Below are 26,700 nucleotides of genomic sequence, written 5' to 3' on the forward strand. Positions count from 1 at the left end.
TCCAGGATACGGAGCGAACCCGGCGGGCTCAACCCGCTCTCGCGTAGAGTGAGGCGCTGTGCCTGATCAAACGATCGCCCCATTCTGGCGACCCTCGTTCGGACAGCGGTTCGGAGACTTCGCGTACAAGGCGTTCTACTACACCCTGGCGGCGCTCTTCGTCGCCATGGTCGGCGCGCGCGCCGCGGATTTGCCCTTCGCGGGCACGCTGACCTGGGTCGCCATCCTCTCGTTCCTCGGCGGAGCCGCGATCTTCATCGCCATCGCCCTCACGACGATAGGGCGCGCCGAGCGCCGCCGGGCGAAGCGAGTCCCCTTCTACCAGGACTTCGCGCGGCGGCAGGGCTGGGACTACCGGACGGACGGGGCCTGGCTCGCCGAACACTTCTTCTCGGAGAACATGCGGGCCGACGGGGTGCGCCCGTTCCGCAGCGCCGCCGATCCGAACGCGACCGGCTTCCAGACGCGCGACGTGTTCACCGGCTCGTGGCGAGGCAAGCCGTTCGCCGCCTTCTCCTACTCCCCGCCCTCGCAGCGCTCCGGGTCGGACGATGATTGAGCGCAGCGCTTTCGTCGGCAAGAGCGTCCAGGTCTCCAAGAGCGCAACCAACGGCTGGTACTCGGTGATCGCCATCCCCACGCCAGCCGCGCGGCCGCCGCTCACCGTGCTGCCGAAGAAGGCCCCGCCCTGGCTGCTCAAGCAGCTCGGCGTGCCGATCCGGATGCAGGACCCCGCGTTCGACGGCGCGTTCGGCGTGTGGGGCCCGAGCATCCCGTTCGCCTTCGACGTGTTGGACGCGCGGACCCGGCAATGGATGCTCGCCGACCCGAGGTTTCACGCGTGGCCGCTCCAGTTCCAGGACGCGAACCTGCTCACCTGGGCGGACAGCTACCCCGAGCCCGAACAGATCGCGCCGAAGCTCGACTTGCTCCACGAGTTCTTGGACCGGACCGACCCGAGGATCTGGCAGCAGGGGTGAGCGCGGCCCATCGCCGCGCGGACCCGTGGACTACGAGGCGCGGCGGCGCAGGCGCTCCTCGCGCTTGGCCTTGTTCTCCTCGATCTGCTGGAGTTTCCCGGTCATCATCTGCACGTACTCGGCGATGCGGTCGCGCTCCCACTCCCCGTAGCCGGAGAAGTCGTCGCGCTCGAAGATCTTCCACTGCCGCAGGACCGGCATCACCACGTCCTCCAAGTGCAGTTTGAGGTCGTAGATCCCGCTCTTGGCGATGATGACCGCGTTGCGGCGGAAGTTCTTCATGCCCGCGCCAGGCATCTGGAACATCGTGAGGATGTCCGCAATGGCCTTGATGGTCTGGTTCGGGGAGACTTTCAGCGCCTGCTCCACGAGGTTGCGGTAGAAGATCATGTGCAGGTTCTCGTCCGCGGAGATGCGCTGGAGCAGCTTGTCCGCGATCGGCTCATTGCAGGCCTTGCCCGTGTTGCGGTGCGAGACGCGGGTGGCCAGCTCCTGGAAGGTCACGTAGCAGACCGTGTGCAACATGTCCTGCGCGGCCATCGGCGGGTTGAACCCGGCCACCGTGCTCGCGATGCGGGCCTGCTCCAGCTCGACCGGGTCGATGGCGCGGGTGGTGAGGAGGTAGTCGCGGATCGCGATGGAGTGCCGGTTCTCCTCGGCCGTCCACCGGCCGACCCAGGTGCCCCAGGCGCTGTCGCGGGAGAACGCGTCGGCGATGTCGCGGTGGTAGGCGGGCAGGTTGTCCTCGGTCACAAGGTTCGTGAGCATCGCGACCCTGGCGGGCTCGTCCAGCTTGGACTGGCCCACCTCCCAGTCCTCGCCGCCGAGGAGCTTGAAGTTCTTGCCCTCGCTCCACGGGATGTAGTCGTGCGGGTTCCAGTCCTTGGCCATGCTCAGATGCCGGTGGACGTTCTCCTCCGCCGTCTCGTACAGCTCGTGGAGGAGAGCTTTGTCGGAAAGTTCCCGTTGCAGCATGGTGTTTCGTCTCCGCTTCTTCGCGCTCGTTCGCAATTCCCTATAAGGATGCTACGCATCACATCGGCCTGTATCAAGGTTTCTCGACGTCGGGCGCGCCCGGCCGTGTCGTGAACGGACATCCTAGCGCATCGGCACGCGCCCTCGTAAGTAAGGTTAGCCTTACTTATACTTTTTGTCAAGGCTCCGACCAGGGGATTTCCTGGACGGAAAGTAACGATTAGGCCTCACGCAACGCCCGAAGCGCTGTCGCCGAGGCAAACCCCGCCGCCTGGAAGAGGTCGAAGATCGTGGACTCCAGTTGCGCGAACACCACTTCGGCGCTCAGCGCCACACCGGACAGCATCGTCGGGTCCAGCCTCGCCGCGCACGCCTCCAGCGCGGCGAGGACTCGGTCGCGCTGCGCCTGGTCTGGCTTTTTCGCCAGCCACAAGAGCCTGACCTGCGCTGCCGCGTCCGCCGTCGCCTCGATGGCTTCGACAAGGCCCACCCCAAGCTTGCCGCCGCTGTTCACCAGGATCCAGGCCCGCCGGGCGAGCACCCGCAAATCGCGGATGATCCGGTCGATGTGGTCGGCCGAGACGCTCACCTCGTGCACCTCGGCCCGCCGGGTCCAGAACAACGGCGAGATGCGGACGATCTCGTCCCCGGCCCGCACATAGGTCTGCAAAGCGTCGATCTGCGGCTGGCTCGCCCGCGCGGCGGCGAGCACTTCCTCCAGCCGCGCCGCGTCCCGCGCCTGGAGCCCTTCCGCGACGCCCCGCAGCACCGTCTCGCACGTGGCCAAGGCCGCCGCCGCGGCCTGATGCGCCCGGAGAAACGGATGCGCGGGCAAAAGCGCCGAGATCATAATGCCGATCACCCCGCCGATCAGCGCATCCACCAGACGCGACGGCCCCGCGATGTTCGTCCCGGCCACCGTCGGCGGGAAGAGGACCACCAGCAGCGAGGACGAGGCCGCCTGCATCGGGAAGATCAGCCCCTTGTCGATGAACGTGGCGGCGACCATCGCGACAGCGACGAAGAACGAGATCTGCCACCAGCCGTGCCCGATGACGCTCACCAGCACATCGCCGATGGCGATGCCGAGCATCACCCCGCACACCAGCTCCACCGCGCGCCGCCATCTGCTGCCGAGCGACACCCCGAGCGAGATCACCGCGGCGATGGGGGCGAAGAACGGCGAGAGGTGCCCGACGAGGTTCTTCGCGACGAACCAGGCCAGCCCGGCTCCGATCGAGCACTGCAAGATCGGCAACGCGGTGGACTTCAACCGATCCACCCCGGCAAGGAAGTTCTTGCGCAGCGCCGAAACCCGCTGGCGCGCCCAGCTCGCGCGCGCCTCCCCCGTCGCGCCGACAGGGGAGGCCCCCGCCTGCTTGCCGGGGACGCTCTGAGCCATCCCAGTACTGTATCGACAAACAGCCCGCCGCACTCGGCGCCCGCCCGCCGGGGGCGGTCCGGCCCCGAGCTAGCGCGCGCCGCCCCAGGGGCCGACCCCGACGATCCGCTCCACCTCGACATGGGTGACGAAACCGGCCTCCGGGCCCGCGTCGGTGAACACCGCCGACGGGTCGCCGGTCGCCGCGCGGATCGCCTCATTCACCACCTCGGCGGCCCCGCCCTCGGTGATATGCGCCTTGCCGTGGAGCACGGCGTACTCGCGCAAGCCCAATGGGCTCGTCGTGCCGGACTCGATCGAGAGCGAGACCCTGCCGTCCCTGCGGATGTTGCGGACCTTCTGATGCTCGGACAAATGCGCGATCAAAACCTCGTTCCCGCGCAGAATCGGGTTGACCAGCGACACTTGCGGACTGCCGTCCCGGTTGAGCGTCACCAGATGCGTGTACGGGGACTTCGCGAGCAGCGCCCGGACGGATTCGGGTATCTCGATAGCCATACTCCGTGCAACCGGGCGCGCCAGGCGGCTATTCCCCTTTGAACCGGTGGATGTTTTTGTGCCTTGCAAAAGCGCTGTGGGCGGAGGGGTTCGACGGGATGTGGGGCCGATCGGACTCGAACCGGTGGATGCTTTTGTGCCTTGCAAAAGCGCTGTGGGCGGAGGAATTCAACGAAATGTGGAGCCAATCGGACTCGAACCGACAACCTTCGCCTTGCAAAAGCGCTGCGCTACCAATTGCGCCATGGCCCCATGCACGGAGCTGGCCGACGCTCCCAGCAGCGCCTTAGCCCGGCTCCGGATTGCTCCGTGCCGCGTGCGGCCTCAGTTTACCAGCCCGCGCAAGGGGCTTTCGCCGCGCGCGGAGCCGGTCAGCCCAAGAGCGCGCGCCCGTACCAGTCGTCCTCGTCCCGCACGCCGGGCAGGACGTAGAAGTACCCGCCGCCAATCGGCTGCACGTAGTCCACGAGCGGTTCCCCGGCCAGGCGTTTCTGCACAGCCTCGAACTGGCGCTGCACGTCCTGCTGGTACGCGACGAAGATATGCCCGCACTCCATGTTCCCGTTGGCGTCCACGCCGAGGTCGTAGCTGTATGAGCGGCGGATGAGGCGCTGGTCGTCGGTCTCTTTGGTGCGCGGGTTGGCCAGCCGCATGTGCGCGTCGAGCGGGATCACGTCGCCGTTCGGGTCGGCGGCGTAGTCCGGGACGTCGAATTCGGCGTTCCCGTCCAAGGGGGCTCCTGAGTCGCGGCGGCGGCCGAACATGTTCTCCTGCTCGTTGACGGAGATCCGGTCCCAGAACTCGACGAGCATCCGGATGATGCGCACCACCTGGTAGGTGCCGCCCCTCGCCCACTCGGGCTCGTCCGCGCCGTCCGCCCACACCAGCGCGGACGCGTCCGCGTCGACCGGGTTCGCCGTGCCGTCTTTGAAGCCGAGCAGGTTGCGCCCGGTCCCCGACGGTCTTGGCGGGGAGTTGTAGCCGTCGTAGCGCCACCGGATCTGCATCGCGCCCCGGATCGGGCGCATGATGTCGCGCAGCGCGTGGTGCACCGTGTCGGGCTGGTGCGCGCAGAGCTGCAGCATCACATCGCCGTGGGTGGTCGCGGGGTCGAGGAAGTCGTCGGGGAAGGTCGGCATCGCGGTGAGCTTCGCCGGTTTGCGCTCCGCAAGGCCGAACCTGCCGTCGAAGAGGCTCGCGCCCGCGCCGACGGTCACCGTCAACCCGTCGGCGGGCACGATGGGGCCGAGCACGTCGCTGTCCGAGGGCGGCTTGCCGACGCCGAGGTCGGGGGGCGGCCCGCCCGCCGTGAGGCGGCGGGCGCGGTCGGTGAGCGCGCGCAACGCCTCGGCGAGGACGCGGCGGTCCGTCGTCGTCACATCCAGCGCCACGAAGCTCGCGAAGTTCTGCTTCTGCGACGGCGCGGGGGTGAGCACGCCCGACTGGCGCTCGCCGTGGAAGGGGTAGCGCTGGGGCAAGGACGCGGCCTGCCCGCCCGCGTCCTTCGCCGCGCCGGCGGCAAGCATGCCGCCGGTGAGCGCCGCGGCTCCGGCCCCGGTGGCCGCGCCTTGGAGGAAACGTCTGCGATTGAGATCCATGAAATGTCTCTTCTTCCTCAGGACGCTCAGCGTCGGGTGGGCAGTTCGAGCAGCGGCGGCACGTCGGCGAGGGTTTCGAGGACCTCGCCGAGCGCCCCGGCGACCACGCGTCGGCGCTGCGGCGCTACGTCGGCCAGCGGCTGCCACTTGCCGTCCGCCTGCGTGGCGCGCAACGCGGCTTCGAGCGCGTCGAGCTGCGCCTTCGCCTTGGGCAAAAGGCCCGGATCGCGCGGGGCCACCAACGGGGCGACCTGGTCGAGCAAGGCCCGCGTGGCCGCCGCCCCCGCTTGGACCTCGGCGTACTCCGCCCCGCCGCCTTGGTCGGTGTACCCCATGAGCTGGAAGCGGAGCATGTCCTCGAGCACCTCGTGCGGACGGTTGATGAAGTCTTTCGGCTCGGTCATGACCTTGTCCAGATGCCCGCGCAGGTCCGCGACGCTCGCGCTGATCGCGTCGAGGACCGCCACGAGCGCGGCGGGGTCCTAGCCGTGCCACAGGCCGCGCTCCAGTCGGCGCAGGCCGACGAACTCCTTGTCCCTGGGGCCGTCCGGCAGCCCATGGGGCAGCATGTCGATCGCGTCGCCGTACTCGCCGAAACTGCCGTAGGCCGCCCCGATCTCGTCCCAGGTCACCATCGCGGGCAGCCACGCGGCCCGCGCCCCGGCCGCGTCGCCGCGCGCGAGGGCCGCCCGGATCGCGTCCAACTGCGGCGCGAACACGGCGAGCTTGCCCTGCACGTACTCGGTGTACGCGGCGATCACCGGCTTGAGGTCCTCCTCGGTCACCTTGGCCACCGGCAGCGGGGCCGGGCCCTCCGCGCTCCCGCTCACGAACACAGCCGCCGAATCCCTCGGCTGCTCCCCCGCCATGAAGCAGCGCAGGGTGTACGCCCCGTTCGCGAGCGTCGCGGTCAGCTCCGCGCTGGTGTTCGGGGCCAGGGTCTCGATCTCGCCGACCACCGCGCCCGCGCTGTTGAGCAGGTTGATCTCGCCCGCCTTCTTCGACTTGTTCGCCACCGTGATGGTCTGCGTCCCCGCCCGCGTCGGCTTGAAGTCCGCCCCGCAGCTGGTCGCGGTCACCGTGGCTTTCGCGGCGGGGCGCTCGGCGGAGGGCAGCGCCCAGATCGCCGCGGCGGCGAGCGCGACCGGGATCAGGATCGCGGCCAGGGCGAGCCGCCACGGCCCGCGCTGCAGCGCGCGTTCGAACCACGCGGACCGCTTCTGCCCGGCCGGGCGCTCGGGCGCGGGCTCCTTGCCCTCCAAGAAGAACGCGGCGAGCACGCCCACGAGGTACACGGCCCAGACCGTCACCTGCAGCACGGTCATGCGCGGGGTGAGCTGGGTGATCCCGGTGATCAGCGTGACCCACCAGGAGTCTGCGGGCGCGACCACGCCGAAATCGAAGGCGAGCCAGGACGCGCCGGGGATCAGGCCGGTGGCCTGCAAGTCGCCGACTCCGTACGCCAGAACTCCCGCCGCGATGACCACGAGCAGCACCGCCGTGCGGCCGAAGAACACGCCGAGGTTCAACCGGATCGCGCGCCGGTAGAGCAGCACGCAGAGCGCGAAGGCGGCGGCGAGGCCCAGCGTCGCGCCGATCACCGGCGCGACGGACTCCCCGGTCGCCTTCGCCGACGTCCAGAGGAAAAGAGTGGTCTCCAGCCCTTCGCGCGCCACGGACAAGAACGCGGTGAGCGCCACGGCCCCCGAGCCGATCTCCAACGCGGACTCGACCTTCTCGCGCAACTGCGAGGACAACGTCCGAGCGGCCCCGCGCATCCAGAAGATCATCGCCGTGACCAGCACGACGGCCAGCACGCTCAAAAGGCCGCCGAGGATTTGCTGCCCCCGCGCGTCGAGCAGGCTCGTGGAGAACGTGAGGACCGCCGCGAAGCTCGCCGAGACCGCGAGCGCCGTGAGCGCGCCGACCCACACCGGCAGCATGCGCCGACGCGCCTGGCCTCCTGCGGCTTTGCCGACCGCGGCGAGCAGAATTGTGACGACGAGCCCCGCCTCCAGCCCCTCGCGAAGGCCTATGAGAAAGCTCGGAAGCGCGTCTGACCAGTGCACGCCATCATGATAACCCGCCGAGTGAGCTAAGCATAAGCTACATTCCCGAGGTCTCCAGCGCCGCCGCGAGGGGGCCAGGGGCGTTGCGCTCCTGCCAGAACCGGTAGACCGCTCTGGCCTCCTCGCGCGGCTCGTGGCGCATGGGCAGCCGGCGGTCCTGCCAGGGTTTGGCGAACTCGTCGTAGAAGGTGGCCAGCTCGAAGTACCTGCGGTCGTCCGCGTAGTGCGGCGCGTACTCCTCGCGAGTGGTCAGGAAGACGACCTCGTCCGGGGAGCAGTAGTACAACGAGCCCAGACACATCGGGCAAGGGTGGGCCAGGACGTAGATCGTGGCGCCGACAAGATGCTCGGTCCCCAGCTTCGCGCACGCCTCGCGGATCGCGAGGATCTCCGCGTGGGCGGTGGGGTCGCCCGTCTGGGCGACCTTGTTGGCGCTCTCGGCGAGGATCTCGCCGTCCCGGACGATCACGGTCGCGAACGGGCGGCCGCCCTCGGCGACGTTCTGTCGGGCGAGGTCGACGGTGCGTTGGATGAAATCCATGGCGGTCCTCCTTGGGCCGGTCGGAGTCAGAACGGCTTGGTCGGCAGATACTTGCCGTCCAGGGTGATGACGGCGCGCTCGCCGCCCTCGGGGTCGGGGACCTTCTGCACGTCCAGCTTGAAATTGATAGCGCTGATGATGCCGTCGCCGAACTGCTCGTGGATCAGCGCCTTGAGCGTCGTGCCGTAGACCTGGAGCACCTCGTAGAAGCGGTAGATGGTCGGGTCGGTCGGCACGCCGCCGGGGATCGAGCCTCGGGTCGGGATGGTTTGCAGGAGCCGCGCCGCGTCCGGGCCCAGCTCCAGCAGCTCGGCGACGGCGTTGGCGGACTGCTCCGGCAACGGGTGCTGGCCGAGGACGGCGGCCGTCGTGAAGGCCGCAGACAGGCCCGCCGCGTCGGCGATCTGTTGCCAGGTGAGGTCTTTGCGGGTCTTGGCCTCGACCGCCGCGACGGCGAGCGCCTGACGGGCGGCGGGGTCGAACTGGGCGTGGATCATAGGTGGCGCGTCCTTTTCTCGTGAACTATCCGACGACATCCAGCATGCATGAACTGTTCCTATAGTGTCCAATACCTTCTAGCCATAGAATCCATTGCTCTCGCCTATAGTCTGTGCCATGGCCGTCGCCGAACTCCGCCACCTGCGCTATCTGCTCGCCGTCGCCGAACATGGGAACTTCACCCGCGCCGCCGAAGAGCTCCACATCTCCCAGCCCACGCTCTCCCAGCAGATCAAGCAGCTCGAACGAGCCCTCGGCGCGCAACTGCTGGACCGCACCGGACGGACGGTGCGGCTCACCGATGCCGGAGCCGCCTACACCGCGCACGCCCGACGGGCGCTGCGCGAGCTGGCCGCGGCAGAGCGCGCCGTGCACGATGTCCACGACCTCTCCCGAGGCCATCTGCGCCTCGGGGTCACGCCCACGTTCACCGCCTACCTCGTCGGCCCGCTCGCCGCCGAACTCCACAGCCGCCACCCCGGCGTCGGCCTGACGCTGGCCGAGCTGCCCCAGGACCGCATGGAAACGGCTTTGCTCGCCGACGATCTCGACCTCGGCATCGCCTTCGCGGGCTCCCATCCGCCCGGAATCGCCGCCAGCGCGCTGTTCACCGAAACCCTCAGCCTCGTCGTCGGAGCCCCGCGCGCCCAGACGCTGCCGAACCCGCTGCCCGTCCACGCGCTCGAAGACGAGCACCTCGCCCTCCTCAGCGCCGACTTCGCCACCCGGGGCCACATCGACGCCTACTTCGCCGAGCATCGCGTCGCGCCGAGGATCGCGGTCGAGGCCAACTCCATCCAAGCCCTCACCGAGATCGTCCGACGCGCCTCCCTCGCCACCGTCCTGCCCGACGCCATCACCCACGAGCACCCCCGTCTCACGCCCATCCCGCTCGATCCGCCCCTGCCCGCCCGCACGGTCGCGCTCCTGCGCAGGCACGGGTCTTACACCAGCACGGCGGCCTCGGCCTTCACCCGCATCGTCCACGAACTCGTGAGAGCCCGCGGCTACGCCCCGCCCCCGTGAGCTCACGCCGGGGCCGAATCTGAGACCGGGCGCAGAGCGGCAACGGACACGTGGGCCTATCGCGCAAGTTCGAGCCGCAGCGGGCATGTGCCTCGAGGAGAAGGCGCTGTGTGGCCGGACCTCTTAAGGGATGATCGGTTTTCTGTTCGGCGGAGAGGGCGGCATGGGGTTGAGCGGTTCGACCACCCTATTCTTCAAGTCGCGGTTGTAGGGATCGTCGGATTGCTCGAAGCCGTTCGGGTTGTTCGGGTTGTTCGGGTCGTCCAGAGCGCCGTCCGGGGCATGGACCACGGGGCCCGCCGCCGCGAGGGAAGCGGAGCCGCCGACGGGCATGAGGCCGAGGGCGATCGCGACGAGCGCGCTGAGCGCTTTCGGAGGTCGGGGCATCGGTATCGTCACCTTCTTACGCGAGGCTGGAACAGCCAAATAGTTCTCTATCAAGAATAGCCGGTGATCCGCCCTGGCCTCCCGTGCTGATGCTTCGAGACCACATCAGACGCTGGAGCCACTGTGGAACACCTCCAATATGCGGTTGGCTTCTCGCTCCGCCTCTTAGGTTCCCAATGGGGAGCCGGCCACTATGGCTGCGACCGCGCTGAGCGACGTGTCGTCGGGACACCAGTAGGGGCCTGCGCCTGGGGGTTCTTGGACGTGGTGCCATTGCGTCCCCTCGTATCGGGAGGGACGGGCGCGCGGGTTCTTCAGGTGCTGGATGAGCACCACGCGGTCGGCCAATTTGTCTGGCGATCCCTCCACCGCTTCGACCACAGCTTTACGCCCGAGGCCGTGCCCGATCAACGTCACCTGTTGGTCTTCCCGAGCGCTCGTGGCCGGCAGAGCGCGCAGCTCCTTTCGCAGTGTCATCGAGGCTGGTCCGAGATCGTCGCTTTGCAGCACGAGCACAGCCGCGTCGTCAACCGGGCCGAGCACGGCCTTGGTCGCGGCGCGCAGCACGGCGGCAAGCTCGACATTGCGGCGGAAGTCCAGTCCGCCTCGTGCTCGCGGCAGTCTGTCCGGCACAAGCACCCCGACACGGGAGGCCGTGTCCGGGTTGCCGACAGAAATACCAACCATGCCGGACGGCTCGAAACGAAACAGCAGCACCTGGGGAGGCTCAGAGCCATCGCGCCCGGACAGCAAAGGCTCTGCGGCCCGCTCGATCGCACGAAGCCGCCGCAAGTCCATAAGCACACCCTAGTGAACCGTCCCCGGTTTCCCCGGACGGGGCTGGCGTCATTCGACCATGCCACGCTGGCGGCTGGGACGTGGGAACAGGTCGCAGCCCCTCTCCCCTGAGGATCTGGAAGCCGTGGCGGGAGCGCTCGACAAAGCCAGCGAGAACTCCTCCGCGCGCTCTGCGAAACCTTCTGGCCTGCAGTGTCTTGTGTGGGCCTACCTGGACTTGAACCAGGGACCTCTTCGTTATCAGCGAAGCGCTCTAACCACCTGAGCTATAGGCCCGAATGCCGCCTTGGCGACCGTGACACTTTACCGTATCCGCCCAGTTTTCCACAATTCGCTTCTGACCGGCGGCTCCGTCCAGCTCCTACTCGGGGTCGGCGAGCGTGATCTCGACTCCGCCGATGAGATCGACGCAGAGATTGAAGATGAACGCCCCCACTGTCGTCAGTGCGGTCACCAGGACGACGTTGACGACGCCGACGAGCGCGGAGAAGCCGAACACCATGCCGGGGGTGACGATGTCGCTGCTCTCCGTCGCGCCGCTGGAGAAGTCCCCAAGGCCGGAGTTGATCTTCCCCATCACGCCGATCGCTTCGAGCAGGGCATAGAGGATCGCGACACCGATCATCCAGGCGACGAAGAGGACGACCGCCACGGCGGCGGTGACCTTCAAGACCGTCCACGGGTCCACCCAGCGCACCTGCACTTGCGCCCGCAGCGGGCCGCCGGGCTGCTGCGGGCGGCTCGCGACGGCCTTGGGCTGCTGGGCGGCCGCCGCGCCGACGGCGGGCTTCGCGGCGGCGCGGTCGGCCGAGGGCCGCCGGGAGTCGGCGAGGCGGGCGGTCACCGCCGACACCGAGTCCGAGGCGGGGGAGATGCGCTCCGTCGATTTGCGCGACGGGGCGGCGACCTTCGGCAAAGCCGTGGTCGGCGGCTCCTGCTCCGGCGACTGTGCTGTGTCTCTGCCGCCGACGGGCGGGGGGGTGCTCATGGGACAGTCACACTACCAAACTTTGTTGAAGCGAACATTCTTGTGGCAAGCGCCCTATTCGCCCGACCCCGCCGAGTCTTCGTCGTTGCGGGCCACCGCGATGAGCCGGTCCCCTTCCGCGAGGTTCATCAGCCGCACGCCCTTGGTCTGCCGCCCAGCCCTGCGCACCTGGCGCGCCGCGGTGCGGATGACGCCGCCGCCGCTGGTGATGGCGTACAGCTCGGTGTCGTCGTCCACGATCACCGCGCCGACCAGGCCGCCGCGCCGCCGGTCGTACTGCACCGTGAGCACGCCCTTGCCGCCCCGGCCCTGCGCCGGGTACTCGCCGAGGTCGGTGCGCTTCGCGTAGCCGCCGGAGGTGGCGACCAAGAGGTACGCGCCGTCGCGGACCACGTTCATCGCGAGCAGCTGGTCGTCCTCGTTGAACCGCATGCCGAGCACGCCGGAGGTCGCGCGGCCCATCGGGCGCAGCTGCTCGTCGTTGGCGTGGAAGCGGATCGACTGGCCGTGCTCTGAGACGAGCAAGAGGTCGTCGTCCGCCGAGCAGAGCGCGGCCCCGACCAGCTCGTCGTCGTCCTTGAGGTTCACCGCGACGATGCCGCCGGAGCGGTTGGAGTCGAACTCGGTCAGGCGCGACTTCTTGGTCAGGCCGCGCTTGGTCGCAAGCACGAGGTACGGCGCGTCCTCGTAGGTCCGCAGGTGGATGACCTGGGCGATCTTCTCCTCAGTCTGCAGCGCCAAAAGGTTCGCCACGTGCTGGCCTCTGGCCGCGCGGTTCATGTCGGGCAGCTCGTACGCCTTGATCCGGTAGACCCGGCCTCGGGTGGTGAAGAACAGGATCCAGTCGTGGGTGGAGCAGACGAAGAAGTGCGCGACGATGTCGTCTTGCTTCAGCGCCGCGCCCTGCACGCCCTTGCCGCCGCGCTTCTGGCTGCGGTACAGCTCGGTCTTGGTGCGCTTGGCGTAGCCGGTCTCGGTGATCGTGACGACCACGTCCTCCTGCGCGATGAGGTCCTCGTCGCGCACGTCGCCCTCGGCGGCGATGATCCGCGTGCGGCGCTCGTCGCCGTGCTTGTCCACGATCTCTTTGAGCTCGTCTCGGACGATGGCGCGCTGGCGCTCCGGCTTGGCGAGGATGTCCTTGTAGTCGGCGATCTCCTCTTCGATCTCGGCGAGCTCGTCGAAGATCTTCTGCCGCTCCAGCGCCGCGAGGCGGCCCAGCTGCATGGCGAGAATCGCGCGGGCCTGGATCTCGTCCACGTCCAGGAGCTCCATCAGGCCGACCCTCGCCTCGTCGGCGGAAGCCGAGGCGCGGATCAGGGCGATGACCTCGTCCAACGCGTCGAGCGCCTTCACGAGGCCGCGCAGGATGTGGGCGCGCTCCTCGGCCTTGCGCAGGAGGTACTGGGTGCGCCGGACGATGACTTCGATCTGATGCGCCACGTAGAGCCGGATGATCTGGTCCAGGCGCAGCGTGCGCGGCACCCCGTCCACGATGGCGAGCATGTTCGCGCCGAAGTTCGTCTGCAGCTGCGAATGCTTGTAGAGGTTGTTGAGCACCACGCGGGCCACCGCGTCGCGCTTGAGCGTGACGACGATGCGCATGCCGATGCGGTCGGAGGACTCGTCGTCGATCTGCGCGATGCCCGCGATCTTGCCGTCGCGGACCTGCTCGGCGATGGCGAGGATCATGTTGTCCGGGTTGACCTGGTACGGCAGCTCGGTGATGACCAGGATGGTCCGTCCGCCCGAGTCCTCCTCGATCTCCACGACCCCGCGCATCCGGATCGAGCCGCGCCCGGTGGTGTACGCGTCGGCGATGCCGTCGGTGCCGACGATGAGGCCCGCGGTCGGGAAGTCCGGGCCCTTGACGATCTCCTTGACCGCCTCTAGCGTGGTCGCCTCGTCCGCGTCGTGGTGCTCCAGCGCCCAGAAGACCGCGTCGGCCACCTCGCGCAGGTTGTGCGGCGGGATGTTGGTCGCCATGCCGACCGCGATGCCGCCAGAACCGTTGACCAGGAGGTTCGGGATCCGCGCTGGCAGGACCGAGGGCTCCTCGGTCTTGCCGTCGTAGTTCGGGACGAAGTCGACGGTCTCCGCGTCGATGTCGCGGACCATCTCCAGCGCCAGCGGCGCGAGGCGGGCCTCGGTGTAGCGCATCGCCGCGGCCCCGTCGTTGCCTCGGGAGCCGAAGTTGCCCTGCCCGTCGATGAGCGGGTAGCGCAAAGACCACGGCTGGGCCATGCGGACCAGGGCGTCGTAGATCGCCGAGTCGCCGTGCGGGTGGTAGTTGCCCATCGTCTCGGAGACCGGGCGCGCGGACTTCACATAGCCTCGGTCGGGCCGGAAGCCCTGGTCCTGCATGGCGTGCAGGATGCGCCGGTGCACCGGTTTGAGGCCGTCGCGCACGTCCGGCAGGGCGCGGCTGACGATGACGCTCATCGCGTAGTCGATGAAGCTGCGCTGCATCTCCTGGCCGAGGTCGACCGGCTCGATGCGGTCGCGCGGCGGCGAGGTGTCAGTTGGTTCGGTCATTGCGAGAAGCTCCTAAGAGAAGTCGGCGAGGTCAGGCGTCGAGACGGTCACACATCGAGGAATCTCACGTCCTTCGCGTTGCGCGCGATGAAACCTCTGCGCGCGGGCACGTCCTCGCCCATCAGGATCGAGAACAGCTCGTCCGCTGCAGCCGCGTCGTCCATGGTGACCAGGCGCAGCGTCCGGGTGTCCGGGTCCATCGTGGTCTCCCACAGCTCTTTGGCGTTCATCTCGCCAAGACCCTTGTAGCGCTGGATGCCGTCGTCTTTGTTGATCTTCTTCCCCGACCCAAGGCCGATCGACAGCAGGGAGTCGCGCTCGCGGTCCGAGTAGGCGTACTCCGGCTCCGCGCGCTGCCACTTGAGCTTGTAGAGCGGCGGGGCCGCGAGGTACACGTGGCCGTGCTCCACCAGCGGGCGCATGAACCGGAACAGCAGCGTCAAGAGCAGCGTGGAGATGTGCTGGCCGTCCACGTCCGCGTCGGCCATGAGCACGATCTTGTGGTAGCGCAGCTTCGCGAGGTCGAACTCGTCGTGGATGCCGGTGCCGAAGGCGGTGATGATCGACTGCACCTCGGTGTTCTTGAGCACCCGGTCGATCCGGGCCTTCTCGACGTTGATGATCTTGCCTCGGATCGGCAGGATCGCCTGGAACTCCGAGTTGCGCCCGCTCTTGGCCGAGCCGCCCGCCGAGTCGCCCTCCACGATGTAGACCTCGGACTTGCTCGGGTCCTTCGAGCGGCAGTCGGCGAGCTTGCCGGGCAGGCCGCCGATGTCGGTCGCGGACTTGCGGCGCACCAGCGCCCGCGCGTTCTGCGCGGCGTCGCGGGCCTGCGCGGCCTGCTGCGCCTTGCTGACGATGACCTTCGCCTCGCTGGGGTTCGCCTCGAACCAGTGGGCCAGCTCCTCGTTGCAGATCTTCTGCACGAACGAGCGGATCTCGGTGTTGCCGAGCTTGGTCTTGGTCTGGCCCTCGAACTGCGGCTCGCTGAGCTTGACGGAGATGACCGCCGACAGGCCCTCGCGCACATCGTCGCCGGAGAGGTTCTTGTCCTTCTCCTTGAGGATCTTCTTATCGCGGGCGTATTTGTTCACCGTCGAGGTGAGCGCCGCGCGGAAGCCCTCCTCGTGCGTGCCGCCCTCATGCGTGTTGATCGTGTTCGCGAAGGTGTAGACCGACTCGGTGTAGCCCGAGTTCCACTGCATCGCGATCTCGACCTCGTGGCCCTCGCCCTTGCCCTCGAAGCTGACGATGGAGGTGTGGATGGCGGTCTTCGTCCGGTTGATGTGCGCCACGTAGTCGTGCAGACCGCCAGGGTAGTGGTACTCCCTGCGCTTGACCGCCGGAGCCTTGGCCTCGTCGTCCCCCTCGGAGCGGACCAGCTCGGCGGTGTCGACGCCCTCGCCCTCGTCGGAGGCGTCGATCTGCCCCTCGCGCAGGTCGGTGAGGGTGATGATCAAGCCTTTGTTGAGGAAGGCCATCTCCTGCAGCCGCCTGGCGATGGTGTCGAAGTCGTAGCGGGTGGTCTCGAAGATCTTCGGGTCCGCCCAGAACCGGACCGTCGTGCCGGTGCGCTTGACCGCCGCGCCCTTCACCAAAGGCCCCGGCTTGGCGTTGTCGTACGCCTGGGTCCAGTGGTGCCCGTCCACGTCGATCTCGACTTCGAGCTTGTACGAGAGCGCGTTGACCACGGAGATGCCGACGCCGTGCAGGCCGCCGGAGACCGCGTAGGAGTCGGAGTCGAACTTGCCGCCCGCGTGCAGGACAGTGAGGACGACCTCCACCGTCGGCGGGCCGGAGGCGTGCGGCGCGACCGGGATGCCTCGGCCGTCGTCGACGACCTCGATCCCGCCGTCGGCGAGCAAGGTGACGTCGACGCGGGTCGCGTACCCGGCCATGGCCTCGTCCACCGAGTTGTCGACGACCTCTTGGACGAGGTGGTGCAGACCGCGCTCCCCGGTGGAGCCGATGTACATGCCGGGACGCTTGCGAACGGCTTCGAGCCCTTCGAGAATGGTGATGGAGCTCGCCCCGTACGTGGACTTCTCAGCGTTCTTTTTCTCGCTGTTCTTCTTCTCGCTCATTATTTCCTCATTGTACCCCCCAATGGCCTCAGAAACCATGCGCACTGCCGTGTCACGCCGCCGAGAGTCGCGTAACGCGCAGCCGGTGGAGTTCTTCGCCCGAAAACAGGGTTGACGGGCGGAACGGCCCATTCTGCGGCTCGTACGAGCGTTTCCCCCAGTCACGGGGGCTTCTCCGCCGCCCGTCAGCCCGCGACGTCCGCGCGCGCCGACAGCGCGGCGGGCTCGTCGGCGAGGGCTCCGCGCACCGCCTCGGCGACGTATTGGGCCAGTTTCACCGGGACCGCGTTGCCGATCATCTGCTCGGCGGCGGTTTTCGTGGCCCCGAACCAGAAATCCGAAGGGAACGTCTGCACCATGGCCCGCTGCGCCGTGGTGAGCGGGCGCAGCCCCTCCGTCACCGGCGCGGTGTCGCCGGGATGGCCAGGATAGCCAGAAGGCACCGGGCGGTTCACCCCCCGGACGGTGGGCGACGGCTCGTCCACCGAGAACACCGCCCGGCGGGCGTAGCTGCGCGGATGGCGGTAGTAATGGTCGAAGTCCAACGCGCCGCCGAAGTAGTCGCGCAACGTCATCGGCGACGGGGCCAGGTTCTCCGTCAACGCCGCCATCGCCTTCGCGGTGCTCCCCTGGTCGAGAAAGCCGATGGTGAACAGGCGCTTGCGGATTTGCGGCACCCCGCACCGCGACGCGTCGAGCACCGTCCGGGCCACGTGGTAGCCCCTCGCCTCGAAGATCTCCACCGCCCGGCGCAGCGCAGCTGCCTTCGCCGCCCGCTCGACGTTCTCCATGACGAAGAATTTGGGCAGGAACGCCGCGACCAGCCGCGCGAACTTCTCGGTGAGGTCGGCCCGGTCGGCCTCGACCCGCCGCCCCGCCGAGGAGAAGTCCTGGCACGGCGGGCCGCCGATGATCCCGTCCACGCCCGCCGTCCATTCGCTCAGCACCGCCTTGGCCAGGTCCACATCGCCCAGGTCCAGCTCGATCGCCGGATGCCGGAAGTTGCGCCGGTAGACAGCCAGCGCCTCGGGCCAGTTGTCCACGGCGGCGGCGACTTCGAACCCCGCAGCCTCGAACCCGAGGGACAATCCGCCGCAACCCGAGAAGAGGTCGAGCAGCCGAGGCCGGCGACCAGGATCGCGCGCAGTCATGCCGGGACAGTAACAGCGAACGCGGAGAAGATCCGGGATTTCCCCAGGCTCCGAGATCAGAAACGGTTCGCTTGTTACAGTGTGCTCGGCCAGCGACAGCAAAGGCTCACTCGCGAAGCGAGCGCCACAGGCCTCCGGCGGGGGCGAGATCACGACGAGGAGCGTCCGGTGGGCGAGATGTCCGCGACAACCGAGCAGCCCATCCGTGGGACGACCCGCGAAGCTGCGCTCCGCGCGGCGGCGGGCGGCTTCTTGCGCCGCGCGACCGCCCTGGCCGCCGTGTGCCTGACCGTCGGAACGCTCGGAGCGTGCGGCTCCTCGGAAACCCCGGCAACGACGATCAAGATCGGCACCACCGACGACAAGGGCGAGGGGTGGAAAGCCTTCGCCCAGGAGGCGAAGAGCCACGGCATCGACCTCGAAGTCGTCTCCTCCTGGGACTACATCGGCCCAAACGACGAGCTCGCGAGCAAGCAGATCGACGTGAACCTCGCCCAGCACCTCCGCTCCCTCGCCAGGTACAACGTGGCGCACAACACGCAGCTCGTCCCCGTCGCCTCCACCTACATCGTGCCGCTCGGCCTGTACTCCAAGCAGCACAAGACGCTCGCCGAGATCCCGCAGGGCGGGAAAGTCGCCATCCCCGACTACCCGCCGGACACCGCGAGGGCGCTGCTCGTGCTCCGCGACGCGGGGCTGGTCGTCTTGAAGGGCGACCCGACATCGCCCACCAAAGACGACGTCGACCCGAGCTCGAAAGTCGTCGTCGAGGCCATCAAGTCCGACTTCCTCGTCCGGGGCTACGACGAGGACGACGCGGCGGTCATCAACAACACGTGGCTCCCCTCCGCCGGGGTGGACCCCTCGGCCGCGTTGGCCAAGGACGACCCGAGCGCCCTCGGCGACCCCGATCCGCAGAAGCGGGCGCGGATGGAGCAGTACATCAACGTCATCGTGGTGCGGCCCGAGGACAAAGACAACCCGCTCTACCAGCGGCTCGCCGATATCTACCATTCCAAGCCGGTGCAAGAAGCCTTCGCCAGGCAGTCCAAAGGCTCTCAGATCGACGTGAAGAAAACTCCCGCAGAGCTGCAAGGAGTCCTCGCTGCGCTGGAGAATCAAATCCGGGCCGACCAGAAATAGCCGGTCGGCCGGAGCGGCGGGGCCGGACCGACGACCGCGAGCCCGGTAAGGTGAGCCCGCCCGACCGCGAGGCAGGGAACACGGCAGGTGAGAAAAGACGCGACACGAAGGAGCGCCCGGTGAACGCGACGGCCCCGAAGACGCGGCGCGACCTCGTGGCCGGCTCCGCCCAGGGCCTGCTGCTCCTCGGAGCCGCGGCGGTGTCCGTCGTGGTGGTGCTCTCGGCGCTCGTCGCCCTCCTGAACTTCAGCGCCACAACCACGAGCGGCGGGGCGAACACCGTGCTGCTCGGGACCACGGACGCGGGGAAGGACAGCTGGAACACCTTCGTCGCCGAGGCGAAGCGCCAGGGGATCACCATCGACACGGTCAACTTCACCAACTACCAGCAGCCGAACGACGCGCTCGCCCAAGGCCAGTTGGGCGCGAACCTCTTCCAGCACCTGCGCTTCCTCGCCGAGTACAACGTCGCGCACAACACGCATCTCACCCCGGTCGCGGCCACCTTCATCGTGCCGCTCGGCCTGTACTCGCATAAGCACAAGACGCTCGCCGAGATCCCCCGAGGCGGCCAGATCGCGGTGCCGAACGACCCTTCCAACCAGGGGCGCGCCCTGTTCGTGCTGCGCGCGGCTGGGCTCATCCGGCTGGTCGGGAACCGCTTGAGCCCGACCGCGAACGATGTGGACAAGGCAGCGTCCAAAGTCAGCCTCGTGCTGGTCGACCCGGCCCAGACCGCTCGTTCTCTGGACTCCGTCGACGGCGCGGTCGTCAACAACAACTACCTGAGCGATTCGGGGATCGACCCGAGGACGGCGCTGGCCAAGGACGATCCGAACGATCCGAACTCGGCGCAATACATCAACGTCATCGTGGTGCGGCCCGAGGACAAGGACAACCCGCTCTACCCGAAGCTCGCGGATATCTACCACTCCAAACCGGTGAACGACGCGTACAACACGGAATCCAAAGGAACACAGGTGGCCGTGACCAGACCCGCCGCCGAACTCCAGGCGATCCTCGCGGACGTCGAGGCCAAGATCCGGGCGGGACAGTGACCCCGGAAAAACCAGCGAGCGCAGAGCACGGCATTCGGTTCGAGAACGTCAGCAAGACCTACCGGGCAGGAAGCCGCCTGGTCACCGCCGTCGACCAGGTGAGCATCGACATCCCGGCAGGCGAGATCTTCGCGATGATCGGCTATTCCGGCGCGGGGAAGTCCACGTTGATCCGGATGATCAACGGGCTGGAGAGGCCCAGCTCGGGCAGGGTGCTGGTGCACGGGACCGAGGTGTCGGCGTTGTCCGAGCGCGGGCTGCGCGCGGTGCGCGCCGACGTGGGCATGGTGTTCCAACAGTTCAACCTCTTCCGCTCCCGGACGGTGGCGGGCAATGTGGCCTACCCGTTGAAGGTCGCGGGCTGGCCCGCCGCGAAACGCCAGGCGCGCGTCGCCGAACTGCTTGATTTCGTCGGCCTCGCCGACAAGGCGAAGCACTACCCCGACCAGCTCTCCGGCGGGCAGAAGCAGCGCGTCGGGATCGCGCGCGCGCTCGCGAGCGGTCCCTCTGTCCTCCTGGCCGACGAGGCGACCAGCGCGCTGGACCCGGAGACCACCGAGGACGTGCTGCGCTTGCTGCGCTCGGTCAACACGGAGTTCGGCGTGACCATCGTGGCGATCACCCATTCGATGTCCGTCGTGCGGGCCGTCGCCGACCGCGTCGCGGTGCTGGCCAAGGGCAAAGTGGTCGAGACCGGGACGGTCTTCGACGTCTTCGCCGATCCGCAGAGCGAGATCAGCCGCAATTTCGTCGGCACCGTGCTCCGGCACGCCCCGGAGGGGGCGGACCTCGCACGGATCGCCGAGCGCCACCCCGGCACGATCGTGGCCGTCGACATCCGGGACGACGTGCGCGTCGGCCCGCTGCTCGCCGAGGCCGTCCGCGCCGGCGTCCGCTTCGAGGTCGTCTACGGCGGAGTCGCCAGCTTGAAATCCCAAACGTTCGGCAACATCAGTTTCGAGTTCGACGGCCCCGCCGAGGAAGTCGCCAGGCTGATCGACAAACTCAAAGCCGCCACAAGGGCCGTCGTGGTGCAGGAGGCTTCGTCATGATCGACCACCTCATCGGCTGGTTCGGGGCCGACTCCAGCTGGCGGCGGCTCGGCCCGCAGCTCGGCGAGGCTTTCGCGGACACCCTGTGGATGGTGCTGGTCACCGCGGTCTTCGGCGGAGTCCTCGGGCTGATCCTCGGCGTGATCCTGTACTGCTCCAGGCCCGGCGGGCTGCTCGCGAACCGGTTCGCGCACATCGTGCTGAACGTGGCCGTCAACATCATCCGGCCGATCCCGTTCGTGCTCCTCGTCGCGGCCCTCGGCCCGATCACCCTTGCCGCGGTCCACAAGACCATCGGCATCCAAGCCGCCATCTTCGTCATGGTGGTGTCCGCCGCCTTCGCCATCGCCAGGATCGTGGAGCAAAACCTCGTCACCATCGACCCCGGCGTCATCGAGGCCGCCCGAGCCGTCGGGGCCAGCCCGCTGCGGATCATCCTGACCCTGCTCATCCCCGAAGCCCTCGGCCCGCTCATCCTCGGTTACACCTTCGTGCTGGTCGGCATCGTCGACATGTCGGCGATGGCCGGCGTTGTCGGCGGCGGCGGGGTCGGGGATTTCGCCATCACCTACGGCTACAACCGCTTCCGCTGGGACGTCACCCTCGTGTCCGTGCTGCTCATCGTGCTCTTCGTGCAGCTCGCCCAGTTCATCGGGAACTGGCTCGCGAGAAAGGCGCTCCGCAGGTAATCGAGCCCCGCGCGGCGACCTCCCTCGTCGTTCCCCGGCTCTTTCACACTGCTCTTCCCAGCTCTTTCAAGGTCCGACCGCCGGGTGCTAGCATGAGGCTTCGAGTGGAATGCGATTGGAGTCACATGGGAAAGAGCGCGCGCTCTCGGACGGCCCGGCTCTCTCAGCGAAGGGGCCGGCGGCTCGCGGGCCTCGGCTTGGCGGGAGGCCTCATCGCCGCCAGCGTGTTCGTCACGGCCAGGCCCTCGGCTGAAGCCACCCCGCAAGCCATCGCCGGACCGGCGCATATGAACCCGACCTCGTGGAACCCAACGGACGACAACGAGCCTTTCGAGTCCAGCGGCCCGTACGCCTTCGACACGCGGATGCCGGACGCCTCCCGCACCGGATCCGTCCCCCGCACCGGCGTCGGCAGCTTCGAGGACGCCTGTCGGCGCGTCAACAACACCTGGGCCCCCATCGAGCCCGCCTACCTCACGTGGCGGGTGAAGGTGGAGAGCACCGACGACTACTTCGCCGCCGAGCCGGAGATCGACAAACTCTCCTTCTTCCTGAGCACCGCGCACGGCGCGGTCGTCCGGGGCCTCGCGGGCGTCCCGAAGTACGACACTCGGACCGATCCGCTCCGGAAATACGACATGTACGCCGTGATCCTGCGCGAGATGGTCAACACCGGCGGCGGCATCGCCCCCCTTTTCCCCGATGTCGGCATCCCGTGGGAGCGCTGGGACTCCGCGTGGGACAACCTGAACCAGGCGCACGACGAAGTCGTCCGCGTGTGCCCCTCGCATTGACGGACTTCCCCCGGCCTGCCTCGTCAGGGAAGGTCCGGGACATTCACAACTGATTCACAGACTTCTTTCACCCAACTCTCGGTCTCATCGCCCAGAATATGGGGTATGACTGCAACGCTGGCCTCGAATTCGGGAGCCCGGACGTCGTCCATCCTCATCGTCGACGACGAGCCGAACATCGCCTACCTGCTCCGCGAGTGCCTCCTAGCCCAGGGGTTCAACGTCAAAGAGGCGCATAACCCCACCGACGCGTTGGCAGTGGTGACCAAGGAGCCGCCCGACGCGATGATCCTCGACGTCATGCTGCCCGGCATGGACGGGTACACCCTCTTGCGCCGGGTTCGGGAGATGGGCACCGAATGCCCCGTCCTCTTCCTCACTGCCCGAGACTCCCTCGAAGACAAGCTGACCGGGCTCACCATCGGCGGGGACGACTACGTCACCAAGCCCTTCAGCCTCGAAGAAGTCGTCGCCAGGCTGCGGGTGATCCTGCGCCGCGCGGGCAAGAGCGACGGCGCTCGGGAATCGCCCACCCTCGTCTTCGAGGACATCGAGCTCAACGAGGAGACCCATGAGGTGTGGAAGGCGGGCCAGCTGGTGTCCCTGTCCCCCACCGAATTCACCCTGCTGCGCTATTTCATGGTGAACGCCCGGATCGTGCTGTCGAAACGACAGATCCTCGAGCACGTGTGGCATTACGACTTCGGCGGCGACATGAACGTGGTCGAGTCCTACGTCTCGTACCTACGGCGCAAGATCGACACCGGAGAGAAGAAAATGCTCCAGACGCTCCGGGGCGTCGGGTACGTGCTGCGCGAGCCTCGGTGACCGCAGTCCGAGCCCGCACCAACCCGCCTCCGGGCGATCCGGGGGACGCGTCCCCCGCCCCGGCGAGGCGCCAGCTCGGCGACGGGGTCCGGAAGCTGCCGTTGTGGCTGACGCTGGTCTCGCTGATGCTGGTCCTCGTGGGGGGCGGCGTGCTGGTCAGCGACGCGATCGTCACCATCAGCTTCCAACGTTCGGTGATGAACCGCATCGACCAGGACATCACCGGAGTCGCCCAGCGGATCGCGGAGCGGCCGCTCAAGCCTCCCATCCCGCCGGGAAAGCCCATTCCCTCCATCGGCTATCCGAGCGTGCCCTCGGAGCCGTCCGCGAGCCCGACCCCTCGGCAAGGCGCGCCGTCCGCCCCGCCGACGCTGCGCACCCTGCAACCGCCGCCGCCAACGACTCGCCCGAACAGCCAGCCAAGCCCGGACGGCGCGCCCGAGCCCTCCGTCGCGCCCATCACCTTGGAAGGAGCCTCCTCCTCGAGGTACTACATCCGGGTGGGAGACCGGGTGTTCGGCCGTTTCCGAGGCTCGGACGGCACTGTGGTCGCCCCGCAAATCCCCGCCGACCTCTATCAGCTGCGCACCCCGCAAACCGTGCCGTCCGAAGGCGACCCGCGACTGCGCTGGCGCGCGGTGTGGATCCCCAGCCTGCACGGGGACATCGTCGTCGCCACCGAGCTCACCGACGTCGACGGCAACCTGTCCTCGCTCCTGACGCTGCAGCTCGCCATCGGCACCGGCGTCCTGCTCGTCCTCGGGCTCGCCGGTTACTTCCTCGTGCGCTGGAGCCTGCGCCCGCTGGTGGAGGTCGAGCGCACCGCGAACGAGATCGCGGCGGGGAACTTGGAGCGCCGAGTCCCGGACTGGGGGGAGCGCACCGAAGTCGGCAGGCTCTCCACGGCGTTGAACTCGATGCTGGCGCAGATCCAGCAGGCGTTCGCCGCCACCCAGGCCTCGGAGGAGAAAGCGAAAAGCTCGGAAGGCCGCATGCGGCAATTCGTCGCCGACGCGAGCCACGAGCTGCGCACCCCGCTCACCGCGATCCGGGGGTTCGCGGAACTGCACCGCAAAGGCGTCGGGGTCTCGACCGCCGTCGCCATGTCTCGGATCGAGAGCGAGGCGATCCGCATGGGCAAACTCGTGGAAGACCTGCTCGCCCTCGCCCGCACCGACGAGCAGCGCCCGCTGGAGCTGGAGCCGGTGGACATGTTCCAGCTGATGACCGACGCCGTGCACGACGCGAAGGCCATCGCGCCTGACCGCGAAGTCGTGTTCCAGCTCCAGCCCTCCGGCGGGGCCCCTGTGGTGCTTGGCGACGAGCCCTGCCTGCGGCAGGTGCTCTCGAACCTGGTGAGCAACGCGCTCTCGCACACCGGCGACGAGGCCAGCGTGACGCTCTGGCTCGGCGGGGACGCGCAGGACGTGCTCTTGGAGGTCCGCGACACCGGACCAGGCCTCTCGCCGGAGGACGCGGAACGCATCTTCGAGCGGTTCTACCGGGTCGACCCCTCCCGAGCGCGCTCCAGCGGGGGCTCCGGGCTCGGGCTGGCCATCGTCGACGCCATCGTCCGCGCCCATGGCGGACAAGCGTCGGTCAGCAGCGAACTCGGAGCCGGCACGACATTGCGAGTGCGCCTGCCTCGCCTCGCCCCCGATCCGGAGGAGGACGACGAGCTCTATCTCGCCGAGGAATGAGCGCCAGCGCTCACAGGCCGATGCCGTCCGCCTGCTCTTCCGCGTGCCTGGTGAGAATGTGCGGCCTGCTCATGTCCTCTTTCTGAACCGGATCGTCCTCCCCCTCCAAGATGTTGCCGTTGCCGCCGTGGTCGGTCGGGTCGTCGCTGCCGCCGCTGCCTGCGGAGCCCGCATTGCCCTCCTCATTCGCCCAATGGTGCGCAATGGCCTGCCACGACGCTCCCCCCATCGCCCCCATCTCCCCCATCGCCGAAGCCCCGAGCAAAGCGAACAGAACAGCAGGGATACAAGTTGTCGTACACATGTCGCCTCTTCCCATCTTCGCGTTCTCGCGATTCAATAAACCGGATGATCCAACATATACCGGTCGGTTCACGCCGCTTCCCCCCGGGGGCGAGGAATCTCTGCGACACGGCAGAATGCCGCCCTTCGCGAGCGCGTCGGGGCCGACGGCGGTCGCCATGTCGGGCCGATGGCCGGACAGCGAGCGCCGCGCGTCCACACCCGCAAGCCCCCCGGCGCCCCTCCGACGCGAGCAATACGCTTGTATTGCTCCGATCCTCTCCACGACTGGCTGCGCCTTCTGCGTATCCGGGGAGGGGAATCCATCCCGAGCTTTACGCTCTATCGCCGGGGAGCATGTGGCAAAAGAAAAAGGCGGCTCCCCTGGCAAAACCTGGGGAGCCGCCTTTTCCTAATTAAGCGGTGTGCTTGTCGAACCAGTCGATCAGCTGCTCAGGATTGTTCGGGAAGTAATTGTACCCGTCCCAGCGCCGAGTCGAGCCCTCGATCCAGAACAGCTTCTTGTCGCTGGTCGGAATGCTGTCGTAAATCGTCTGCACGTCGCTCTCTTTGGTCAACGCGTCCTGTCGGACCTGGACCAAGAACGTCGGGATCGTCATGCTCTTCGCGTACGGGATCGGCGACATGTCGTCGAGCTTGAAGCTCGTGATGAGCTGGATCTCGCGGTCGATGTCGTCGAGCCGGTCGGTGATCCCGAGGATCTCCGTGATCCGCTCGTAGAACGGGCGCAAGGACACCGGCTGGGGCGAGACGATGGCGCGAATGCCCTCGAACACCTCCGGGCGGCGGTCGTGCGCGATGAACGTTGCGTTCATGCCGCAACACCGGCTGAACAGGACCACCGTCATGTCCTTGGTGTCGGGCCGGGAGCGCACGTAGTTGATCGAACCGATCACGTCGCGGGACTCGAAGATCCCGTTGCTGCCGGTCCCGCCGTTGCCGATGCCGCTGTGCCCGAAGTTGCGCATGTCGTACGTCAGGACGTTGTAGCCCGCGTCGTGCAGGTGCTTGTAGTCGGCCATGAAGTTGACCTCGAAGTCATTGCCGCCTGCCGCGCCGATCTGCTTCCACGGCTCGAGGTGCGCGGGCAGCCCGTACCGGTTGTGCCAGATGGGGTGGTTCGCGATGGCAATCTTGTTCGAGCCCTTGCACGGGATGAACCAAGCGTCGAGCGGAACCCCGTCCTCGGAAGGGAAGGTCACCGTCTCGTACTCGAGGCCGAGCTCGTTCGGCCAATGCAGGATCGGGGACCGAATCGGGCGGCCGAACGTGGCTGCCAATTGTTTGACGACCTGGTCGATTTCATCGACTTTCTCAGGCATGAATACCTTCCTCCATAACTGAACATCATGTCCCGTTCGCCGTTTGACCGCCGGACATAATGTTCGCCCTACTTAAATATCGACGCGTCCTGCGGGAGAGAAATCCTCTTTTCCCTCAAGCCGTGCCGCAATAAAAGGACGCGGTAATAATTTCGTCGTGTCAATGTCTCGAGGCGAAAGCATTCCTCAAGACACTGACGATCACCACTCTAGCAGGGCAGAATCGAAGGCCGCTAACAACGGTTCCCGCACTTTTGCCAACAAGAATTTGTGGCAGAATT

Annotated in this window: 24 protein-coding genes, 2 tRNA genes and 1 pseudogene; 10 read left to right on the plus strand and 17 right to left on the minus strand. The window is 67.8% G+C overall.

Annotation, left to right across the window (positions count from 1 at the left end; genetic code table 11):
• The first annotated feature begins 58 nt into the window (after positions 1 to 58).
• Both HMPREF9336_RS00135 and HMPREF9336_RS00140 read left to right on the plus strand, forming a co-directional pair.
• On the plus strand, positions 59 to 559 hold the full coding sequence (locus HMPREF9336_RS00135) for a hypothetical protein (protein ID WP_021029830.1): 501 nt from the start codon (positions 59 to 61) through the stop codon (positions 557 to 559).
• Entirely contained in the window at positions 552 to 980 is a 429-nt protein-coding gene (locus HMPREF9336_RS00140) for a hypothetical protein (protein ID WP_007472497.1), read from the plus strand. The genes HMPREF9336_RS00135 and HMPREF9336_RS00140 overlap by 8 nt, the downstream gene beginning before the upstream one ends.
• Before the next feature lie 30 nt (positions 981 to 1,010).
• Here HMPREF9336_RS00140 and HMPREF9336_RS00145 read toward each other — a convergent pair whose 3' ends face one another.
• The 8 genes and pseudogenes from HMPREF9336_RS00145 to cynS all read right to left on the minus strand — a co-directional run bounded on the left by HMPREF9336_RS00145 (position 1,011) and on the right by cynS (position 8,560).
• Entirely contained in the window at positions 1,011 to 1,952 is a 942-nt protein-coding gene (locus HMPREF9336_RS00145; protein ID WP_040584770.1) for an acyl-ACP desaturase, read from the minus strand.
• 223 nt (positions 1,953 to 2,175) lie between these two features.
• Positions 2,176 to 3,357, minus strand: coding sequence for an FUSC family protein (locus HMPREF9336_RS00150; RefSeq protein WP_021029831.1), 1,182 nt, complete (start codon positions 3,355 to 3,357; stop codon positions 2,176 to 2,178).
• A 69-nt stretch (positions 3,358 to 3,426) separates the two neighbouring features.
• Complete coding sequence (locus HMPREF9336_RS00155) at positions 3,427 to 3,855, minus strand: pyridoxamine 5'-phosphate oxidase family protein (RefSeq protein WP_021029832.1); 429 nt, start codon at positions 3,853 to 3,855, stop codon at positions 3,427 to 3,429.
• Positions 3,856 to 4,034: 179 nt separating this feature from the next.
• Positions 4,035 to 4,107: transfer RNA gene (locus HMPREF9336_RS00160), tRNA-Ala, on the minus strand.
• Between the two features lie 119 nt (positions 4,108 to 4,226).
• On the minus strand, positions 4,227 to 5,453 hold the full coding sequence (efeB, locus tag HMPREF9336_RS00165; RefSeq protein ID WP_021029833.1) for an iron uptake transporter deferrochelatase/peroxidase subunit: 1,227 nt from the start codon (positions 5,451 to 5,453) through the stop codon (positions 4,227 to 4,229).
• Positions 5,454 to 5,479: 26 nt separating this feature from the next.
• Positions 5,480 to 7,522 (minus strand): annotated as a pseudogene (gene efeU / locus HMPREF9336_RS00170) (iron uptake transporter permease EfeU).
• Between the two features lie 37 nt (positions 7,523 to 7,559).
• The gene (locus HMPREF9336_RS00175; protein ID WP_007472489.1) at positions 7,560 to 8,063 is read right to left on the minus strand and encodes a nucleoside deaminase; all 504 of its coding nucleotides are present in this window, start codon (positions 8,061 to 8,063) and stop codon (positions 7,560 to 7,562) included.
• Positions 8,064 to 8,089: 26 nt separating this feature from the next.
• Positions 8,090 to 8,560, minus strand: a complete 471-nt coding sequence (cynS, locus tag HMPREF9336_RS00180; RefSeq protein ID WP_007472487.1) for a cyanase — start codon at positions 8,558 to 8,560, stop codon at positions 8,090 to 8,092.
• A gap of 118 nt (positions 8,561 to 8,678) precedes the next feature.
• Between cynS and cynR the strand changes: the two genes are divergently transcribed.
• Complete coding sequence (gene cynR / locus HMPREF9336_RS00185; RefSeq protein ID WP_007472485.1) at positions 8,679 to 9,587, plus strand: transcriptional regulator CynR; 909 nt, start codon at positions 8,679 to 8,681, stop codon at positions 9,585 to 9,587.
• A gap of 123 nt (positions 9,588 to 9,710) precedes the next feature.
• Here cynR and HMPREF9336_RS00190 read toward each other — a convergent pair whose 3' ends face one another.
• The 7 genes from HMPREF9336_RS00190 to HMPREF9336_RS00220 form a co-directional block, all read right to left on the minus strand.
• Positions 9,711 to 9,974: a hypothetical protein gene (locus HMPREF9336_RS00190; protein ID WP_007472483.1), complete on the minus strand. Its 264-nt coding sequence runs from the start codon at positions 9,972 to 9,974 to the stop codon at positions 9,711 to 9,713.
• A 165-nt stretch (positions 9,975 to 10,139) separates the two neighbouring features.
• A complete protein-coding gene (locus HMPREF9336_RS00195; RefSeq protein WP_244431571.1) occupies positions 10,140 to 10,661 on the minus strand; it encodes an alpha/beta hydrolase family protein in 522 nt (173 codons plus the stop codon).
• Positions 10,662 to 10,974: 313 nt separating this feature from the next.
• Positions 10,975 to 11,048, minus strand: a tRNA-Ile gene (locus HMPREF9336_RS00200).
• A gap of 85 nt (positions 11,049 to 11,133) precedes the next feature.
• Positions 11,134 to 11,760 carry a DUF3566 domain-containing protein gene (locus tag HMPREF9336_RS18150; protein ID WP_021029836.1) on the minus strand — a complete coding sequence of 209 codons (627 nt, stop codon included), beginning with the start codon at positions 11,758 to 11,760 and terminating at the stop codon, positions 11,134 to 11,136.
• Positions 11,761 to 11,814: 54 nt separating this feature from the next.
• The gene (gyrA, locus tag HMPREF9336_RS00210) at positions 11,815 to 14,295 is read right to left on the minus strand and encodes a DNA gyrase subunit A (RefSeq protein ID WP_007472477.1); all 2,481 of its coding nucleotides are present in this window, start codon (positions 14,293 to 14,295) and stop codon (positions 11,815 to 11,817) included.
• Between the two features lie 47 nt (positions 14,296 to 14,342).
• Positions 14,343 to 16,379 (minus strand): DNA topoisomerase (ATP-hydrolyzing) subunit B, encoded by a 2,037-nt coding sequence (gene gyrB / locus HMPREF9336_RS00215; RefSeq protein WP_007472475.1) that lies wholly within the window; start codon positions 16,377 to 16,379, stop codon positions 14,343 to 14,345.
• Between the two features lie 185 nt (positions 16,380 to 16,564).
• Positions 16,565 to 17,530 carry a DNA cytosine methyltransferase gene (locus tag HMPREF9336_RS00220; RefSeq protein WP_007472473.1) on the minus strand — a complete coding sequence of 322 codons (966 nt, stop codon included), beginning with the start codon at positions 17,528 to 17,530 and terminating at the stop codon, positions 16,565 to 16,567.
• A gap of 177 nt (positions 17,531 to 17,707) precedes the next feature.
• Between HMPREF9336_RS00220 and HMPREF9336_RS00225 the strand changes: the two genes are divergently transcribed.
• The 7 genes from HMPREF9336_RS00225 to HMPREF9336_RS00255 all read left to right on the plus strand — a co-directional run bounded on the left by HMPREF9336_RS00225 (position 17,708) and on the right by HMPREF9336_RS00255 (position 24,794).
• Entirely contained in the window at positions 17,708 to 18,673 is a 966-nt protein-coding gene (locus tag HMPREF9336_RS00225) for a MetQ/NlpA family ABC transporter substrate-binding protein (protein WP_084206644.1), read from the plus strand.
• Positions 18,674 to 18,882: 209 nt separating this feature from the next.
• Complete coding sequence (locus HMPREF9336_RS00230; RefSeq protein WP_341871971.1) at positions 18,883 to 19,731, plus strand: MetQ/NlpA family ABC transporter substrate-binding protein; 849 nt, start codon at positions 18,883 to 18,885, stop codon at positions 19,729 to 19,731.
• Positions 19,728 to 20,783 (plus strand): methionine ABC transporter ATP-binding protein, encoded by a 1,056-nt coding sequence (locus tag HMPREF9336_RS00235; protein ID WP_007472469.1) that lies wholly within the window; start codon positions 19,728 to 19,730, stop codon positions 20,781 to 20,783. The genes HMPREF9336_RS00230 and HMPREF9336_RS00235 overlap by 4 nt, the downstream gene beginning before the upstream one ends.
• Positions 20,780 to 21,472: a methionine ABC transporter permease gene (locus HMPREF9336_RS00240; protein ID WP_007472467.1), complete on the plus strand. Its 693-nt coding sequence runs from the start codon at positions 20,780 to 20,782 to the stop codon at positions 21,470 to 21,472. The genes HMPREF9336_RS00235 and HMPREF9336_RS00240 overlap by 4 nt, the downstream gene beginning before the upstream one ends.
• A gap of 125 nt (positions 21,473 to 21,597) precedes the next feature.
• Positions 21,598 to 22,266: a hypothetical protein gene (locus tag HMPREF9336_RS00245; protein WP_021029839.1), complete on the plus strand. Its 669-nt coding sequence runs from the start codon at positions 21,598 to 21,600 to the stop codon at positions 22,264 to 22,266.
• A gap of 105 nt (positions 22,267 to 22,371) precedes the next feature.
• The gene (locus HMPREF9336_RS00250) at positions 22,372 to 23,094 is read left to right on the plus strand and encodes a response regulator transcription factor (protein ID WP_007472463.1); all 723 of its coding nucleotides are present in this window, start codon (positions 22,372 to 22,374) and stop codon (positions 23,092 to 23,094) included.
• Entirely contained in the window at positions 23,091 to 24,794 is a 1,704-nt protein-coding gene (locus HMPREF9336_RS00255) for a sensor histidine kinase (protein WP_007472461.1), read from the plus strand. Before HMPREF9336_RS00250 ends, HMPREF9336_RS00255 begins: the two co-directional genes overlap by 4 nt.
• A 10-nt stretch (positions 24,795 to 24,804) precedes the next feature.
• Here HMPREF9336_RS00255 and HMPREF9336_RS00260 read toward each other — a convergent pair whose 3' ends face one another.
• Positions 24,805 to 25,098, minus strand: a complete 294-nt coding sequence (locus HMPREF9336_RS00260; protein ID WP_156920246.1) for a hypothetical protein — start codon at positions 25,096 to 25,098, stop codon at positions 24,805 to 24,807.
• A gap of 394 nt (positions 25,099 to 25,492) precedes the next feature.
• Positions 25,493 to 26,419, minus strand: coding sequence for an alpha/beta hydrolase family protein (locus HMPREF9336_RS00265; RefSeq protein ID WP_007472457.1), 927 nt, complete (start codon positions 26,417 to 26,419; stop codon positions 25,493 to 25,495).
• Between the last annotated feature and the right edge of the window lie 281 nt (positions 26,420 to 26,700).

The organism is Segniliparus rugosus ATCC BAA-974, from assembly GCF_000185725.2.
In the GTDB taxonomy this organism is placed as follows: Bacteria; Actinomycetota; Actinomycetes; order Mycobacteriales; family Mycobacteriaceae; genus Segniliparus; species Segniliparus rugosus.